This is a genomic window from Trichothermofontia sp. (genome assembly GCF_053493415.1).
On sequence record NZ_JBRCAD010000085.1, the window covers coordinates 13,560 to 30,463 of the forward strand.

Sequence of the window (16,904 nt, forward strand, 5' to 3'; positions counted from 1 at the left end):
AATGGATTAGGGGCTGAAGGATGGGCTGCCCTAGCTTGCCAGCATTTCTGCTGGCAAGCGCTTGAAGGCAAGGCGCTCATTTTCGACATCGACAAAAATCGTGTCACCATCGCTAAAGTCACCCCGCAGGATACCCTTAGCAATTTGGGTTTCCAATTCGCGCTGGATGGCCCGTTTGAGTGGACGCGCACCGTAGACCGGATCGTAGCCCACTGCCGCCAGGAAATCGAGGGCGGCTTCCGACAAGCGCAAAACCATTTTGCGATCGCTCAGCCGTCGTTCCAGCCCACCCACTTGTAGCTTGACAATATCGCGTAATTGCGACTGTTGCAGGCTGTGGAAGATGATAAATTCATCTATCCGATTGAGGAATTCCGGTCGGAAACTGGACCGCATCGCTTCCATCACCCGCGATCGCATTTCTTCATACCGACGATCATCGCCAGCCACATCGAGAATAAACTGCGAGCCGATGTTACTGGTCATGATAATAATCGTGTTCTTGAAGTCTACGGTCCGCCCTTGGGAATCTGTCACGCGGCCATCGTCAAGGATTTGCAGCATGATATTGAAGACATCCGGGTGGGCCTTTTCGATTTCATCGAACAGGATGACGGCATAGGGACGGCGGCGGATCGCTTCCGTAAGTTGACCGCCTTCGTCATAGCCGATGTAGCCTGGGGGTGCGCCAATCATCCGGGAAACGGCATGTTTTTCCATGTACTCGGACATGTCGATGCGCACTAGGGCTTCTTCGGTGTCAAACAGATAGGCGGCCAAGGCTTTCGCCAATTCCGTCTTACCCACCCCCGTGGGACCGAGGAAGATAAAGCTGGCGATCGGGCGTTTAGGATCGGCTAACCCGGCCCGCGATCGCTGAATGGCATCGGCAACGGCTGTCACTGCCTCATCTTGGCCAACGACCCGTTGATGGAGTTCATCCTCCAAGTGCAGGAGCTTCTGCATTTCCGACTCCACGAGCTTGCTGACGGGAATCCCGGTCCACTTGGAGATAATTTCGGCAATGTCGGCCTCGGTGACTTCTTCGCGTAGGAGGCTTTTACCGCTGGTCTGGGTTTCGCGCAGGCGCTCTTCCGCTGCACTGAGTTGCCGTTGTAAATCCGTGAGCCGACCGTACTTGAGTTCTGCGGCCCGGTTGAGGTCGTAGTCCCGTTCCGCTTGTTGAATCTCGATATTGACCCGATCGATTTCCTCCTTCAGGCTCTGGATATGGGCAATTACCTCTTTTTCTGCCTGCCACTGGGCGCTAAGGGTCCGTTGTTCCTCGCTCAGATCAGCCAGTTCTTTTTCCAGCCGTTCTAAGCGTTCCTTCGAGGCCGGATCACTTTCCTTTTGTAAGGACAGGCGTTCCATTTGCAATTGCAGGATCTTGCGATCGATTTCATCCAATTCTTCCGGCTTGGAAGTAATTTCCATCTTCAGCTTGGCGGCGGCTTCGTCCACCAGGTCGATCGCCTTATCGGGCAAGAAGCGATCGCTGATATAGCGGGTTGAAAGCACGGCGGCGGCAACGAGGGCATTGTCGGCGATCTTCACGCCGTGGTGGACTTCATAGCGTTCCTTCAAGCCGCGCAGGATCGAGATTGTGTCTTCAATGCTGGGCTGATCGACGTAGACCTGTTGGAATCGACGTTCGAGGGCGGCATCTTTTTCAATATATTTGCGGTACTCATCCAGGGTCGTCGCCCCGATACAGCGCAATTCTCCCCGCGCCAGCATCGGTTTGAGCAGGTTCCCGGCATCCATTGCCCCCTGGGTCGCGCCCGCCCCGACCACTGTGTGGATTTCGTCGATAAACAGGATTAACTGGCCCTGGGAGGCGGTGACTTCCTTCAGGACGGCTTTCAGGCGTTCTTCAAATTCACCCCGGTACTTGGCCCCGGCAATCAACGCCCCCATATCTAGGGCAATCAGCTTGCGATCCTGGAGCGATTGCGGCACATCGCCGCTGACGATGCGTTGGGCTAACCCTTCTGCGATCGCCGTTTTCCCCACCCCCGGCTCCCCAATCAGGACTGGGTTATTCTTCGTCCGGCGCGAGAGGATCTGAATCGTGCGGCGGATCTCATCATCCCGGCCAATCACGGGGTCTAGCTTGCCCTGACGGGCTGCTGCGGTGAGATCCCGGCCATATTTTTCCAGGGCTTGATATTTGCCTTCGGGGTTTTGGTCGGTCACGGTTTGGCTGCCTCGTATCTCGGTAATGGTATTTTTTAACTGATTCTCACTCAGGCGAAATTCCTGGAAAAGTTTTTGCCCAAAGCGATCGTCCTTGGCATAGGCCAAAATCAGGTGTTCGATCGAGATGTATTCATCTCCTAGGGATTTGCGCCATTGGTCAGCGCGATCGAGCAGAACATCCAGGGATTGGCCCAGGTAGACGGAGGTACTCGTTCCAGAGACCTTCGGTTGGCTATTAATAAATTGTTCCGTATAGTCCCGAAGACGCTGAACATTGACCTCGGCCTTATTAAAAATACTGGTGGCCAGTCCTTCTTGCTCTAATAGGGCCTTGAATAAATGCTCCGTTTCAATTTTTTGTTGCTGGGTTTGTTTGACAATATCCGGCGTGCGGACAATGGCTTCCCAGGCTTTTTCAGTAAATTGGTTAGGGTTAGTTGGTTGCATAGCTGTGTTACGGATAGATCGTTAGGTAAGGCGAACGGACGCTCCCTCCACGGGGGAGTTGTAACCCTCCTGCCACCAAGAACAACAGGGAACGCGGCTAGAGTTCATTGTCTCAGTAACTAGGGCTACGAGCGTCATGCCCGCCTCTTATTATCCCTAATTTTAGAGAGTAAACCGCGATCACCAGGATCGGTGTTTACACCTTCGGACATCGGTATTGCCGCCCTAGAGCAGGTTTTGCATGCCCAGCGGTCCGGCAGGGGGCTACCGTTGCAGGACGCTAGCGATCGCTTGCCATAATTGCTGCACCTGTTGCCAAACCGTTTGGGGCGTAATCCCAAAGAGGAGTTGTAGCGCCAATACCAATAGGGCGATCGTGATCGCCGTCGTTAAAGTTGTTTTCACAATCTTGAGCAGGGCAGTGAAAACGAGCCAGGAAATTATCAAAGCTACAATTATGACAAGGAAATTCATGCTAACTTCATAGGAATCCTGGGTGTACACAGGGGACTATTGCCAGCCGAGAGGAATACTGGGAATAGACACCCTTCTATCTACCAATGCCATGATGACGTATAGTAGCCCGGTTGCGATCGATGGTGAACTGGCACAACGGTTTCCCCTACGGATTCTGTTGGCTGAGGATGTCATCTTGAATCAAAAGGTCGCCCTGAGAATGCTGGCACGTTTGGGCTACCAAGCAGATGCCGTCCTAGATGGTGAGGAAGCGATCGCCGCCCTGCATCGTAGTGACTATGACTTGGTGTTCCTCGACGTGCAAATGCCACGCCTAGGCGGCATCGAAACCGCCCAACGCATTTGTCAAGAATGGCCGACCCGTCGCCCTTGGGTAGTGGCCATGACGGCCAGTGCCTTGGATGGTGATCGGGATGCCTGTCTGCGGGCAGGAATGGATGACTACGTGAGCAAGCCCATTCGGTTTGAAGATCTGATTGATGTGCTGACGCGCTGTGCCACCCAGAGAAATCTCAATCCATAGCCCTGGTACCCTGCCTGGACTTCCCAAGCCCGATCACTACTGCCCCTGCGCCCGATCGGGGTCCGGGCCGCGATCGGCCAACAAGGTACCGGATGGGTGGGGTTGCCACTGATACTGCTTGAGATTTAGCTTGCCGCTGCCATCAAACCCAATCCCTTCCGCTTCTAGGAGTGCTTGTTGAAGGTAATCCGTCCCCTGGCGCAACGCGGAGTGAGAGACTGTCCCTTTGGCATTAATCACCCGATGCCAGGGAATATCCGACGCTGGCGGCACTCGATAAAGCGCATACCCCACCAAGCGGGCTTGACCCGGCAACTGGGCTAGCGCAGCCACTTGGCCATAGGTAGCCACTTGACCCGGCGGGATCTGGCGTACAACAGCGTAAATCGCCTCATAACTAGACATATCTGAAAAATAGCCAGACCTGACGCGAATCTTGCGCAGACTGAAACCACTGCAATGCGTCTTAAGGGTCTGGCTGTATCGATCCAATTTTATGGAAAGCGCCTACGGGCGATCGCCAGCAGGGCTATTGGTGGATTTGACGCGAGACCCACTTTTCAAAATCAGCCTGGGTTTGCTGAAGCAACGTGGCTCGACTATCGCTAGCCTGGGTTAAGGAAGGGACAAGATTGCGAGCCTGCAACGCCATGTGGAGTTGTAAATGGGCCACATAGTCGCTGAACTCTTCACGCTCTAGGGTTAACGGGGTTCGATCAGCCTGCACCATCAAGGTGTTCTCCTCCTTTGGTTTAAGCGTTCGCAAGGGTCCTAACCACTCAAGCAACGGGGGTATTTTGTAAACCGCGCTTAAGCAAGACGCTACCATACGCGTCAGTCCCCCCGGTTGTTTTGCAACGAAGTTTAACGATTGGTTGAGAATGGTGAGGATGCAAGCCGCGCTCAGGTCCCCCTTGCGGGTGGGGTAGGCAGGATGCCATTGGTGTCAAGTAACGGCATGGCCCACAAAGTCAAGTCGTCCCCTGGACATTTGGCATCCTGCTTTAACTGGCCACGCATGGCATCCTGCCGGCCTTGGAAACCGCCGCGACGGCGATTCCCCATTTAGATTTGTGATCGACTGAGCCTAGGTAACGCTTTGAGGTGTGCTATATGATGTTTTGTGAAGACCTTTGTTCGCCTCCTTGCCAATTTTGACCTTGAGCCATCAACCCTTACCCCCTGGTCGTTTGGGACTACCGATTGTCGGGGAATCCCTTGAATTTTTATTTGATCCCCAGTTTGCCATTAAGCGACAACGCCGCTATGGCTCCATCTTCAAAACTCACATTCTGGGGCGATCAACAGTTGTTCTGATGGGACCTGAGGCTAATGAATTCCTACTGTCAAGCCACATGGATCATTTCTCCTGGCGCGGCGGCTGGCCCAATACCTTTCAGGAACTGTTGGGGGAATCCCTCTTTCTTCAGGAGGGCGAAGAACATCGTCGCAACCGCAAACTCCTTATGCCTGCTTTTCATGGCAAAGCCCTAGAGAGTTACTTCGCCACCATGACGGCTCTCTCCCAACGTTATTTACAAAAATGGGCTGAATTGGGTGAATTTGCCTGGTTCTGGGAAATGAAACAGTTTACCTTTGAAGTCGCCAGTGTCCTGTTAGTTGGGACGCAGCCCGGTGAACAAGTTCAGCAGTTAGCCCAGTGGTTTGCAACCCTTACGAATGGCTTGTTTATGTTCCCCCTGCGTTGGCATTGGACGCCCTATGGTCGTGCCCTCCATGCCCGCGATCGGCTGTTGGCCTACATTGAAACCATGATTGCCGATCACCAAGCGAATCCCCGTCAGGATGTGCTGGGGTTATTGCTGGATACAGAGGATGAAGCTGGCAATCGCCTGAGTTTAGAGGAAATTAAAGTTCAAACGCTGCTCATGTTGTTTGCAGGGCATGAAACGACAACATCAATGTTGACCTCCCTGGTGATGGCCTTGGCACAACACCCTGAGGTACTCGCCCAGGCGCGTCAAGAGCAGCAAGCCCTGGCGGCCCAGGGGGAACTATCAATGGCCCAACTGCGGCAAATGCCCTACCTTGATCAGGTCCTTAAGGAAGTGGAACGCCTCTATCCGCCGGTTGGAGGTGGGTTTCGGCAGGTGGAAAAAGCGTTTACCTTTGCTGGCTACACGGTTCCCAAGGGTTGGATGGCCCTCTATCGCATTGATGCCGCCCACCGGGATGAACGGTGTTATCCCTCACCCCAAGCCTTCGATCCCGATCGCTTCAGTCCTGAGCGGGCAGAGCACAAACGCTATAACTACAGCCTGGTTGGGTTTGGCGGAGGACCGCGTATTTGCCTGGGCATGGCCTTTGCCCAGATGGAGATGAAAATCCTAGCGGCACTCCTACTGCGAGGTTATACCTGGACACTTTTGCCACAGCAAGACCTGACCCTGAGACCCATCCCCACCTTGCACCCGGCGTCTGGCCTTCGGGTTAACTTGCGTCCGGTAGCATAGAGATTAATACAGCCGTTCCCTCGCCAATGAAGTACTGTCAAGCCTTACGCACAAGGGGTTTAAGCCCCTTGCCTGCACCTCACTGAGTATGGAAGTGCTGTAATGCCAATAGCTATATTTTGATCATGTGATTGGGGTGACATAGAATGTGTTCCTGATGACATTTATTGCCATTATTCCCCCATTTCAATTAGGCTTATGTAGGACAACTAAATTTAGTAGCGCAATTTTGGAATGATTCGATTGTAGGTCGTTACTCTGAGGGGATTGTATAGGGAATGCTGGCATTTTATATTTTATTTTATATTTTATAAAGACTGAAATCGTTGCTACGAACTCACTCAAGCAATTTTCTTTATTGAACAAAATGTGGATTTAATGAGTATGCTTTCTAGGGCTTATTAAGGATGGTTTATGCCTAAAATTGAACTAGTTGTATTTGATATGGCTGGTACCACTGTACGCGATGAGGGTGAAGTGAAGCAATGCTTCTTTGCCACAATTCAGAATACGGACCTGAATGTAGACGCGCCCACGATCAACAGTATGATGGGTTGGCCTAAGCGAAAAGTATTTGAGGCCCTATGGCAACAGAAGCTAGGCGCAGATCATCCTGATTATCCAGCAGCAGTCACCACCAGTTATGAAAAATTTAAGCAGATTCTAGAACATCACTATCAAACTCAAGGTGCCCAAGCTACTGAAGGTTGTCTAGCGGTTTTTGAGTGGTTGAAGGCGCGATCGATTAAAATTGCCCTTAATACGGGTTTCTATCGTGAAGTCACGAATATTATTCTCGATCGCTTGGGTTGGCAGCAGGGATTAAACGACCAGTATGTGGGTAGCGATCGCAGCCTGATCCAAGCATCCGTTACCCCCTCGGAAATCTACCAGAACGAAGGTCGGCCTGCTCCCTTCATGATCCAAAAGGCCATGTATCGCCTAGGGATCACTGATCCGCAAACCGTGGTTCACATCGGCGATACCCCAACGGATCTGGCAACGGGCTACAACGCCCATTGCTTGCTCTCGCTCGGGGTCACCAACGGTAGCCATACACGGGCAGAATTAGCGGCCTATCCCAACAGTGGCCTTGTGGATTCCCTGGCCGAATTACCTGCGTTTCTCGCAGCCTATATGGGGTAGCCCTGATCATGCGTCACCAGCGGACAGAAATTGCGATCGTGGGGGCTGGCATTGTCGGGTTAGCCCATGCCCTGGCGGCGGCCCGATCGGGACGGCAAGTGACGGTCTTTGAGCGGCATCCGGCGGCGGTGGGGGCGTCGATTCGCAACTTTGGCATGATCTGGCCGATCGGTCAGCCCTGGGGACCGCTGTACGATCGCGCCCTGCGATCGCGGCAAATTTGGTTAGAGGTGGCCAAGCAGGCTGGATTTTCCCTGGACCAAGCGGGGTCTCTGCACCTGGCGTATCGCCAGGATGAGTTGGCCGTGTTGGAAGAGTTTGCGGCCAGCCGACAGGCTACGGCGCAGCCAGTGCAGTTATTGAATCCAACGGAAACGGCAGCCAAAAGTCCAGCCGCGATAACCGATGGCCTCCTAGCGGCCCTCTGGAGTGCCACAGAAGTGATCGTTGATCCACGAGTAGCGATCGCGCAACTCCCAGCTTTTTTAAGCCATACCTATGGGGTGACCTTTCATTTTGGCCAAGCAGTAACCGCGATGGCCTATCCCCAGTTCACGGTTGGGGCCGATCGCTGGCAGGCAGAGCACATTTTTGTCTGTAATGGGGCAGATTTTGAGATCCTTTATCCCCTTCTCTATGCCCGTAGTGGCCTCACTAAGGTGAAGTTACAGATGATGCGAACCCCGCCGCAACCCCAGCAATGGCGTTTAGGACCAGCCCTGTGCGGTGGCTTAACCCTGACCCACTATGCTGCCTTTGCCCATTGTCGATCGCTCCCGGCTTTGCAGCAACGTATCCAAGCCGAAACCCCCCACTTTCCGCAATGGGGGATTCACGTGATGGTGTCGCAAAATGCCCTGGGCGAATTGATTATTGGTGACTCCCATGAAGCTAGTCTGAACCCTGATCCCTTCGATCGGGAACTGATTAATCGCTATATTCTGGATTACCTCATGGGATTTGCCCGGTTTCCCGATCGGACCATCGCTGAACGGTGGCATGGAATCTATGCTAAGCTGCCCGGTCACACAGAATGGATACATGCGCCTGAACCGGGGGTTACGATCGTCAATGCCCTTAGTGGGGCTGGGATGACCCTAGCTTTTGGTCTAGCGGAGGAGGTCCTGGCCACGGTGTGTTGATCTCAGTTTTTGATCTTTTGATCCCAGTCGATCCCAGTCGATCCCAGTTGTCCCCATTGTTTGCTCCAGTGGGCACCTCGAACACTACCAATCGTACACAACTTTACCCAGGCAATTATAAGGAGTTGAGGCATGTGGTTATGCTGCCTCAATGCAGCGAGATTCCCCTATGTTAAAGGTTTAATTGTCTGATCTTATCGCGGTGATTAACTTGACTTAACCTTACTGGCGTACTGTACGATCTGGCACTTTATCTAACAGTGTTCTGGATCTTTTGTGACCGTCACTGGTGGTGCCGCGATCGCGCTTTTCCAGGAAAACAATGGCCACCAAACAGAAACGCCTAGACTTCTTAAAACACTTCCTGGCAGCATTCTCTCTCACCTTTTTGTTTGCTGCCTGTACTGCCAGTCAACCCCAGGTCAATACCCCGACTTCAGAAGCTTCACCCGTCGCTACAGCCGCAGCGGGAGGTTCCCCAACGGAAATTGTTGTGTATACGGCTTTAGAAGATGATCAATTAGCTGACTATCTACCGCTATTTGAGCGAAAACATCCCGATATTAAAGTTAATATTGTGCGCGATTCGACTGGGATCGTCACCGCCAAGTTGCTTGCCGAGAAGGATAATCCCCAGGCAGATGCCGTATGGGGGTTAGCTGCTTCTAGCCTCTTGCTGGCTGATGAGGCGAATTTGTTGGAACCCTATGCACCAGCGGGCCTCGATCGTGTCCAGCCGAAGTTACGCGACAGTCGTACCCCGCCGCACTGGGTGGGGATTGATGCCTGGATGTCTGCTTTTTGCGTCAACACGGTGGAATCGGAAAAGCAAGGACTCGCAATACCGACATCATGGGCAGATTTAACTAAGCCGGAATACAAGGGGAAGGTTGTGATGCCCAACCCGGCGTCCTCCGGGACAGGCTTCTTGTCCGTCTCTGCAATTTTGCAAATGCAAGGCGAGGAGAAAGGTTGGCAGTACCTAGATGCCCTGCACGAAAATATTGCCCAATACACCCACTCTGGTTCTAAACCTTGCAAAATGGCTGGGGCCGGTGAGTACCCGATCGGGATTTCCTTTGGCTATCGGGCAGTCAAGCAGAAAAATGACGGTGAACCGATCGCGCCCGTCTTTCCCCTAGAAGGTTCTGGCTGGGATATTGAGGCCAATGCCCTGATTAAGAAGCCACAGATGAAGGCGGCGACCAAAACCTTCCTCGATTGGGCTATTTCGGAGGATATCTCTAAGCTGTATGCGAAAAATTTTGCGATCACAGCCGTGAAAACTAACACACCGATACCAGCCGGTTTCCCTGCCGATCCGATAGCCCAATTGGCTCCGAATGATTTCCAATGGGCAGCCCAAAACCGCGATCGTATTTTGGCGGAGTGGACCAGGCGTTACGACTCGAAGTCAGAACCAAAGAGTTAGCATTTCTCCTGGCTCTAGCCGATCGTTTTTAGGGCACCTCGAAAAATACCAATCTGGCGCTCCCCAGCCAGGTTATTCTGCTGGTTGGGGTAGTTGAACTACCCCCATCCCAGGTTAATCGAAGTGCCCTTTATCGGGTTTGATTCAACTTGCGTAACCTTCAAGTGCGTGAACTTAATCTGAACCGATTGCCAAAATAAGCTTTGGGGTAGGCATTCTGCCCGCGCAGGCTAGAAGTCTGCACTCTCATCCTTAAAGAAGGATTTAGGTCTGCGATATAGCTGATTATCCAATGTCCTCAGACAGTTAGCCCTTATTGACTTTATGATTACCGGACTCTAAATCTGTGTATTTATTACTGTTTTAATGAGATTAATGATATGAACAAACCCTATTTAGAGATTGAGAACATTAGTAAGGTTTTTGGCAAATTTGTTGCCCTCTATGACATTTTTTTAGAGGTTTACCCAGGTGAATTTGTGTGTCTGCTGGGGCCAAGCGGCTGTGGCAAAACGACCCTATTGCGCATTATTGCAGGCTTAGAAAAACAAACAACTGGCCGGGTCATTCAGGCAGGGCGGGATGTGTCGCAGTTGCCCCCCTCCAAGCGGGACTTTGGTATTGTCTTCCAGTCCTATGCCCTCTTCCCTAACCTGACGGCTAGTCAAAATATCGCCTATGGGTTGCAAAACACGCGCACGCCCCAGGCGGTGATTAAAACCCGGGTTGAAGAACTCTTGCAGATGGTTGGCCTTACGGGCATGGGGCACAAATATCCGGCCCAACTGTCTGGGGGGCAGCAACAACGGGTGGCCTTGGCACGGGCACTCGCCCTATCCCCTGGTTTGCTTTTGTTGGATGAACCCCTCTCGGCCCTGGATGCCAAGGTGCGGGCCAGCCTGCGTGGGGAAATTACCCAACTGCAAAAGCGTTTGGGCGTCACTACGGTGATGGTCACCCATGATCAGACGGAGGCGTTGGCAATGGCCGATCGCATCGTGGTGATGGATCAGGGCCATATTGTGCAAGTCGGGTCACCCCGTGAAATCTATCAACAGCCCCTCACCCCCTTTGTGGCCGACTTCATTGGGGTGATGAATACGCTACCGGGCGTGGTGGTGGCGGAGTCGGGGGGCGGGACCGATCGCAGCTTGGGGCTGATTAAGTGTGGTCTCCAAACGATTGCTGCCGATCTGGATGGTCTCCCGGCCAACAGCTTTGTTTCCGTGGCTATTCGGCCTGAAGATATCCAGGTATGGGGCCTAGGCACCCAGCCAGAAACCGCGTTGAACAATTTGCTGGCAACAACGGTATACGGGGTTGAATTCCTCGGCACTGGCTATCGCCTATCGCTACAATTGCAAGCCCATCCTGAACAGATGCTCATTGCCGATCTGTCTGCTAATGATGCCCGTCAGTGGGAGATTGGGCTTGGGCGATCGCTGACGATCCAACTGCCTCCCCATTTATTGCGAATCTTCCCCGCCCAACTAGCTGGCGTGGGCAGCCGACCCACTCCCTCGCGGCCAGCACCCCCCAAAGTCATTGACCCCTCGTAACCAGACACATGATCCCGCCCACAACCCAGCCACGCTGGCTTACCCCACGATTAGCGACTAACCCACGCCCAATCCGTCAAAGTCTCACGGCGGAAGACTGGATCATGCGTAGCTTACTGATTCTGGGTGTGCTATGGCTGCTGGTCGGGGTTGTTTTTCCCCTCTGGCCTATGATTGTCCGTAGCCTTCAGGACTCCCAGGGCCATTGGGTTGGATTAGCCAACTATCGCACCTACCTGAGCAACGCGGCCCTCACTACCTCCCTGGGTAATAGTTTTTATGTCGCGATCGGGACCACCCTGATTTCGGTCCTGCTAGCCTTTATTTACGCCTATGGGTTAACGCGAACGGCGATGCGGGGAAAGCCCGTGTTCCAAATTCTAGCTATGCTGCCGTTATATATTCCTCCCTTGGCCCATGCGATCGGGCTGATTTATCTCTTTGGCAACCAGGGGATTGTCACCACGGGTTTTTTTGGGCAGTTACCGGGATGGGATATTAACCTATACGGGGCCAATGGCATCATCTTGGGCGAAACCCTCTACTGCTTTCCCCAAGCATTGGTGATTCTGACCACAGCCCTGAGTCTCACGGATGCCCGGTTATATGAAGCAGCCCAAGCCCTGCGCACATCGCCAGTTCGGACCTTTTTTACCGTTACCCTCCCCAGTATTAAATATGGGATCTTAAGCGCTATTTTTGTGTGCTTTACCCTTGCCTTTACCGACTTCGGAGTGCCCAAGGTAGTCGGGGGTAATTTTAATGTCCTGGCCACGGATATTTATAAACAGGTCATCGGCCAACAGAATTTCGCGATGGGAGCAACGGTCAGTGTCTTTCTGCTCATCCCAACGGTCATTGCTTTTATCTGCGATCGCATAGTGCAGCGGCGACAAAGTGCCCTGGTCAGCGCCCGCTCGGTTCCCCTACAACCCACTGCCAAACCCTGGCTAGATAGCTTACTGTTTAGCTTTTGCACAATTATTTCCCTCTCGTTTATGATCATTTTCCTGACGATCATTGCGGCTTCGTTAATTAAGGTCTGGCCCTACAACTTTACGCCAAGTCTACGCCACTTCAATTTCAAAACTACAGGGGGTGGTGGCTACGGGGCCTACTGGAATAGTGTGCGTCTGTCGCTATATACGGCCATATTTGGCACGATTTTAGTCTTCATCAGCGCCTATTTGGTGGAAAAAGGTAAAGGACTGAAATGGCTGCGATCGCTCAGCTATTTTCTGTCAACCCTGCCCCTAGCCCTACCAGGACTGGTCTTAGGTCTCGCCTACGTCTTCTTCTTTAATAAGCCCACCTGGAACTTTCTATTACTCACGGTGCCGAATCCCTTTAATTTTCTCTATGGCACCATGACGCTTCTCGTCATTTGCAATATCATCCACTTTTACACAGTGTGCTTCCTCACGGCCAATACAGCCTTAAAACAACTCGATCAGGAATTTGAAGCCGTATCCGCATCCATGTCAGTTCCCTTTTATAAAACCTTTTGGCGCGTGACAGTGCCCCTCTGTTTACCAACTATTCTGGGGATTGGGATGTACTACTTTGTTAATGCGATGGTCACGGTCTCAGCGATTATTTTCCTATATCCAGCTAATTTACCCCTGGCTGCCGTCGCGATCGTTAACATGGATGATGCCGGGGATATTGCCGCAGCAGCGGCCATGTCTACCCTAGTCGTGGTCACCAGTCTGGCCGTGCGGGTGTTGTATTGGTGCGTGACTCGCCCCCTGGAAAAGCGCACCCAAGCCTGGCTGAAACGGGCGTAATCAGTGGGGCGTAATATGCGAGACTCTCAAGCATTGCACGCGATCGTCGATTTACTCCGTCACGAGGGCCATGCCCAATACGGTGGTGAAGCCGTTACCCAGTTGGAGCACGCCTGCCAATGTGCTGACCTCGCCCAAAAACAGGGAGCCAGCCCCAGCCTGATCACCGCCTGCCTGCTCCACGATATCGGTCACCTCGTTCATGATCTGGGGGAGACCGCTGCCGTCGCAGGGATTGACGATCGCCACGAATGCCTTGCCGATCACTACCTCCGTCCCTATTTTCCTGCCGCCGTGACGGAACCTATCCGGTTGCATGTGGCTGCTAAACGCTACCTCTGCGCCACGGATGGCACCTACTGGCACCAGTTATCTGCCAATTCCCAGCACAGCTTGCAATTGCAAGGGGGAGCCTTTTCTCCCCAGGCCGCAGCAACCTTTAGCGCCCAACCCTATGCCTGGGAGGCCCTGCAACTACGACGCTGGGATGATCAGGCCAAAGTGCCCAACTTAGTCACCCCACCCTTAGCAACTTTCTGGCAGATCGCCTTAACCGTGTTAGGTGACGGGGGGGCTTGAAGGGGGGCAGTCATGGGAATTTTGAGGTTGTCCCCCCAACCATTGCGTGGGGCTGATTGCTGCGCGTTTCGGAAAGGAACAGAGTACAATTACCAGCAACGGACACCTGTCCGCTTGTTGTTTTGTGAGTGAATAGTACGATCGCCGATGGATACCCAAACCGTTCGTGAGTGGATTAGCCTGATTCAGGGCAAACGGGAAGCCCTCGTCCGCCTGCTGGACTACCCCAACTTGGGAACCCTACGGGTGGATATCAACCAAGCCCTCGAAGAAGTTGATGATCTGCTCGACGACTTTCAACGGACCTTTCCGGAGGCCAAAAGTTAACGCTGCCCTGGCATTCAAAATTCTGAACTAGGTACTCTGTCTGGGGGGGCACCTGACCTGCCAGATAGGATTTTAGATTTTGGGATTTTAGATTTTAGATTGCGGGGTGTTGTGGGGTAGGCATCCTGCCTGCCCGCTGTGGGGGCATCCTGCCTGCCCCTATGTTGCCACTACATTGACCCTATCTATGGCCCGCTTCCTCCACCTTGCTGATGTTCACTTGGGCTACGATCGCTACGACAATCCCCGGCGCAGCCAGGATTTTTATTGGGCTTTGCAAGATGTGCTCCAACGTTATGCCATTGATGCCGCTGTGGATTTTGTGCTGATTGCAGGGGATTTATTTGAACATCGCCACATTCATCCCGCCACCCTGAACCAGGCCCAGCTTTGTTTAGACCTATTGCGGGAAGCCCATATTCCGGTGCTGGCGATCGAGGGGAATCATGACCATTGCCCCTATGGCACTAAGACCAGTTGGCTGCGGTATCTCTCGGAGTGGGGCTACTTGATCCTGCTGGAACCGGACGAAGACGCCACGGGTGATGGCGGTATGCTCAGGCATTGGGACCCGGCAGCGCACCGGGGGGGGTATATTGACCTACCCTGTGGGGTGCGGGTAGTGGGGTCCCGCTGGTATGGCGCAGCCGCCCCGCAGATGATTCGGAAACTGGCAGCGGCCCTGACAACCTTGCCCGCTGGTCCTACCCATACGGTGATGATGTTCCATCATGGTTTGGAGGGGCAAATCAGCCGCTATACGGGTGCCCTGCGCTATGAGGAGCTGCTGCCCCTGCGGGAAGCTGGTGTGGATTATTTAGCTCTAGGGCATATCCATAAGAACTATACAGAAGCCGGGTGGATTTTTAACCCTGGTGCCCTTGAGGCTAATAGTGTAGCGGAAGGTCGCGATCAGATTAACCGAGGGGTTTACTGGGTGGAACTGGATGGAGCAGGGATTCACGCCACGTTGCAGCAGGATTATCAGCAACGTCCGATCGTCCGTCTGACGCACAAGGCCGATAAACGCCAATCCCAGGCCGAACTGGAACAGGCGATCGTGGCGCAACTGACCCCGCTGGCCCAGGCGGGTAAGACCGAGGCGGCGATCGTCGAGTTGCGCATTGAGGGGCAAATTGGGTTTAGTCGTTTAGATTGGGATTTGCGTAGCCTGCGCGATCGCCTCCTGGAACTCAGTCAAGCCCTGATCTTTTTGCTAAAACCTGACATGATGGATACCGCCTACGCCACCTACCTGGCGGAAACTGGCACAGGTCCCCCTCCCCGGCCTGTGATCGAGCGCCAAGTCTTCCAAGATTTGCTGCTGGCTAACACCCAGTACGAAGCCCAGGCCGATGCCCTGACCCAGTGCTTAATTGATCTGAAGGAACACCTCCTGACGGAGGAGTCCACGGCCATCCCAGAGTCAGACCTTTTTCACTTTCTGCGGCAATCACTCATTTGCAATCCCGAAGAGGTTGAATCCCGTTGAACCCGACTCTACCAAACGCTAATCTGACCACGATCGTCCAAGCCGCGCTCGCCTTTCTCACCAGCGACACCGTTGCCTATATTGGCAAACGCTTCTTCCAGGCTCTCTTGACGCTGCTGCTGGCTTCGGCCCTGAGTTTTTTCATCATCCAACTGGCGCCGGGCGATTATGTCGATACCCTGCGCCAAAACCCCCAGATTTCCCAAGATCAGCTAGAGGAATTGCAACGACAATTTGGCCTCGATCGCCCCTGGCCGGAACAGTATGGCCGCTGGCTCTGGCAGATTGTGCGCTATGGCAACTTTGGGGAAAGCTTTGTCTACCAGCGATCGGTGGCCTCGTTACTTTGGGAACGGATGGGGGCGACGCTACTGCTGGCGCTGTCTTCCCTAGTGGTGACTTGGGCAATCGCAATTCCCCTGGGAATTATCGGGGCGGTGAAGCAGGATCAGATGCTCGATCGCGGCCTCCGCGTGCTGAGTTACCTGGGGCAAGGTTTGCCTAGCTTTGTGACCGCCCTGTTGTTGCTCATCCTGGCCCAAAATACCTCCCCTCTCTTTCCGGTTGGGGATATGACCAGTACATTTCATGACGATCTGTCGCCCCTTGGCAAAGTCTTGGATATTGGCTGGCACCTGATTCTGCCCACGATCGCCTTAAGTATCACAAGCTTTGCCGGTCTTCAGCGGATTACCCGTGGCGAACTCCTGGATGTCCTGCGCCAGGACTATATTCAAACCGCACGGGCTAAAGGGTTACCGGAACACCGCGTCATCTACGGCCATGCCCTGCGCAATGCGATCAACCCCCTGATTACCCTCCTGGGCTTTGAGTTTGCCAGCCTCCTCAGTGGCGCATTTATTACGGAATACTTCTTCAACTGGCCCGGTCTCGGTCGCCTGATTTTGCAAGCCGTCTTTAATCAGGATGTTTACCTGGTCATGGCCAGTTTGATGATGGGGGCAGTGATGCTGATTGTGGGCAATCTGTTGGCCGATCTCCTCCTCCGCGCCGTCGATCCCCGCATCCAACTGACGAATATTAATTGATGAAATCTGCCACAGTGTTGATTACCAGATGAATCCTGTGACAGATTCTCGCACCCAAGTTATTCTGGCTCTCATCGGGCTATTTGGCACAGTCGGTAAGGCAATACGGTTGAGGAAGCCAGAAATAATCTGGTTGAAGCACTAGAGCTATTCTTTGAAGTTGCTGATCCGTCTGAAGTTAGGAGTCGATTGCACAGTGAAGTATTTGTGACAAGTTTGGAGGTCAATTATTCGGCAATCAGGACTACCTCGATCTTTGTTTGAAATC

At 53.2% G+C, this 16,904-nt stretch carries 15 protein-coding genes; 11 read left to right on the forward strand and 4 right to left on the reverse strand.

Annotated elements, in window-relative coordinates:
• Positions 1-30 precede the first annotated feature (30 nt).
• The gene (clpB, locus tag ACWIUF_RS07200) at positions 31-2,649 is read right to left on the reverse strand and encodes an ATP-dependent chaperone ClpB (RefSeq protein ID WP_448571607.1); all 2,619 of its coding nucleotides are present in this window, start codon (positions 2,647-2,649) and stop codon (positions 31-33) included.
• A 264-nt stretch (positions 2,650-2,913) separates the two neighbouring features.
• Positions 2,914-3,054, reverse strand: a complete 141-nt coding sequence (locus tag ACWIUF_RS07205; protein WP_448571608.1) for a hypothetical protein — start codon at positions 3,052-3,054, stop codon at positions 2,914-2,916.
• 160 nt (positions 3,055-3,214) lie between these two features.
• On the opposite strand from ACWIUF_RS07205, the gene ACWIUF_RS07210 reads away from it, so the two are divergent.
• The gene (locus tag ACWIUF_RS07210; RefSeq protein WP_448571609.1) at positions 3,215-3,649 is read left to right on the forward strand and encodes a response regulator; all 435 of its coding nucleotides are present in this window, start codon (positions 3,215-3,217) and stop codon (positions 3,647-3,649) included.
• Between the two features lie 36 nt (positions 3,650-3,685).
• Here the strand turns inward: ACWIUF_RS07210 and ACWIUF_RS07215 are convergent, their stop codons facing one another.
• Complete coding sequence (locus ACWIUF_RS07215) at positions 3,686-4,054, reverse strand: MGMT family protein (protein ID WP_448571610.1); 369 nt, start codon at positions 4,052-4,054, stop codon at positions 3,686-3,688.
• Positions 4,055-4,178: 124 nt separating this feature from the next.
• Entirely contained in the window at positions 4,179-4,379 is a 201-nt protein-coding gene (locus ACWIUF_RS07220; RefSeq protein WP_448571638.1) for a hypothetical protein, read from the reverse strand.
• A gap of 430 nt (positions 4,380-4,809) precedes the next feature.
• Here ACWIUF_RS07220 and ACWIUF_RS07225 point away from each other — a divergent pair, with 430 nt between their 5' ends.
• The 10 genes from ACWIUF_RS07225 (at position 4,810) to ACWIUF_RS07270 (ending at position 16,636) form a co-directional block, all read left to right on the forward strand.
• Positions 4,810-6,123, forward strand: a complete 1,314-nt coding sequence (locus tag ACWIUF_RS07225) for a cytochrome P450 (protein ID WP_448571611.1) — start codon at positions 4,810-4,812, stop codon at positions 6,121-6,123.
• Between the two features lie 414 nt (positions 6,124-6,537).
• Positions 6,538-7,269: an HAD family hydrolase gene (locus tag ACWIUF_RS07230; RefSeq protein ID WP_448571612.1), complete on the forward strand. Its 732-nt coding sequence runs from the start codon at positions 6,538-6,540 to the stop codon at positions 7,267-7,269.
• Between the two features lie 8 nt (positions 7,270-7,277).
• Entirely contained in the window at positions 7,278-8,411 is a 1,134-nt protein-coding gene (locus tag ACWIUF_RS07235) for a TIGR03364 family FAD-dependent oxidoreductase (RefSeq protein WP_448571613.1), read from the forward strand.
• Between the two features lie 322 nt (positions 8,412-8,733).
• Entirely contained in the window at positions 8,734-9,843 is a 1,110-nt protein-coding gene (locus ACWIUF_RS07240) for a putative 2-aminoethylphosphonate ABC transporter substrate-binding protein (protein WP_448571614.1), read from the forward strand.
• Positions 9,844-10,223: 380 nt separating this feature from the next.
• A complete protein-coding gene (locus tag ACWIUF_RS07245; protein WP_448571615.1) occupies positions 10,224-11,402 on the forward strand; it encodes a putative 2-aminoethylphosphonate ABC transporter ATP-binding protein in 1,179 nt (392 codons plus the stop codon).
• 104 nt (positions 11,403-11,506) lie between these two features.
• Positions 11,507-13,189 carry a putative 2-aminoethylphosphonate ABC transporter permease subunit gene (locus ACWIUF_RS07250; protein ID WP_448571616.1) on the forward strand — a complete coding sequence of 561 codons (1,683 nt, stop codon included), beginning with the start codon at positions 11,507-11,509 and terminating at the stop codon, positions 13,187-13,189.
• Between the two features lie 15 nt (positions 13,190-13,204).
• On the forward strand, positions 13,205-13,768 hold the full coding sequence (locus ACWIUF_RS07255) for a phosphonate degradation HD-domain oxygenase (RefSeq protein WP_448571617.1): 564 nt from the start codon (positions 13,205-13,207) through the stop codon (positions 13,766-13,768).
• Between the two features lie 147 nt (positions 13,769-13,915).
• A complete protein-coding gene (locus tag ACWIUF_RS07260) occupies positions 13,916-14,095 on the forward strand; it encodes a hypothetical protein (protein WP_448571618.1) in 180 nt (59 codons plus the stop codon).
• Positions 14,096-14,282: 187 nt separating this feature from the next.
• The gene (locus ACWIUF_RS07265) at positions 14,283-15,587 is read left to right on the forward strand and encodes a metallophosphoesterase family protein (RefSeq protein WP_448571619.1); all 1,305 of its coding nucleotides are present in this window, start codon (positions 14,283-14,285) and stop codon (positions 15,585-15,587) included.
• A complete protein-coding gene (locus ACWIUF_RS07270; protein WP_448571620.1) occupies positions 15,584-16,636 on the forward strand; it encodes an ABC transporter permease in 1,053 nt (350 codons plus the stop codon). Before ACWIUF_RS07265 ends, ACWIUF_RS07270 begins: the two co-directional genes overlap by 4 nt.
• Positions 16,637-16,904: the final 268 nt, after the last annotated feature.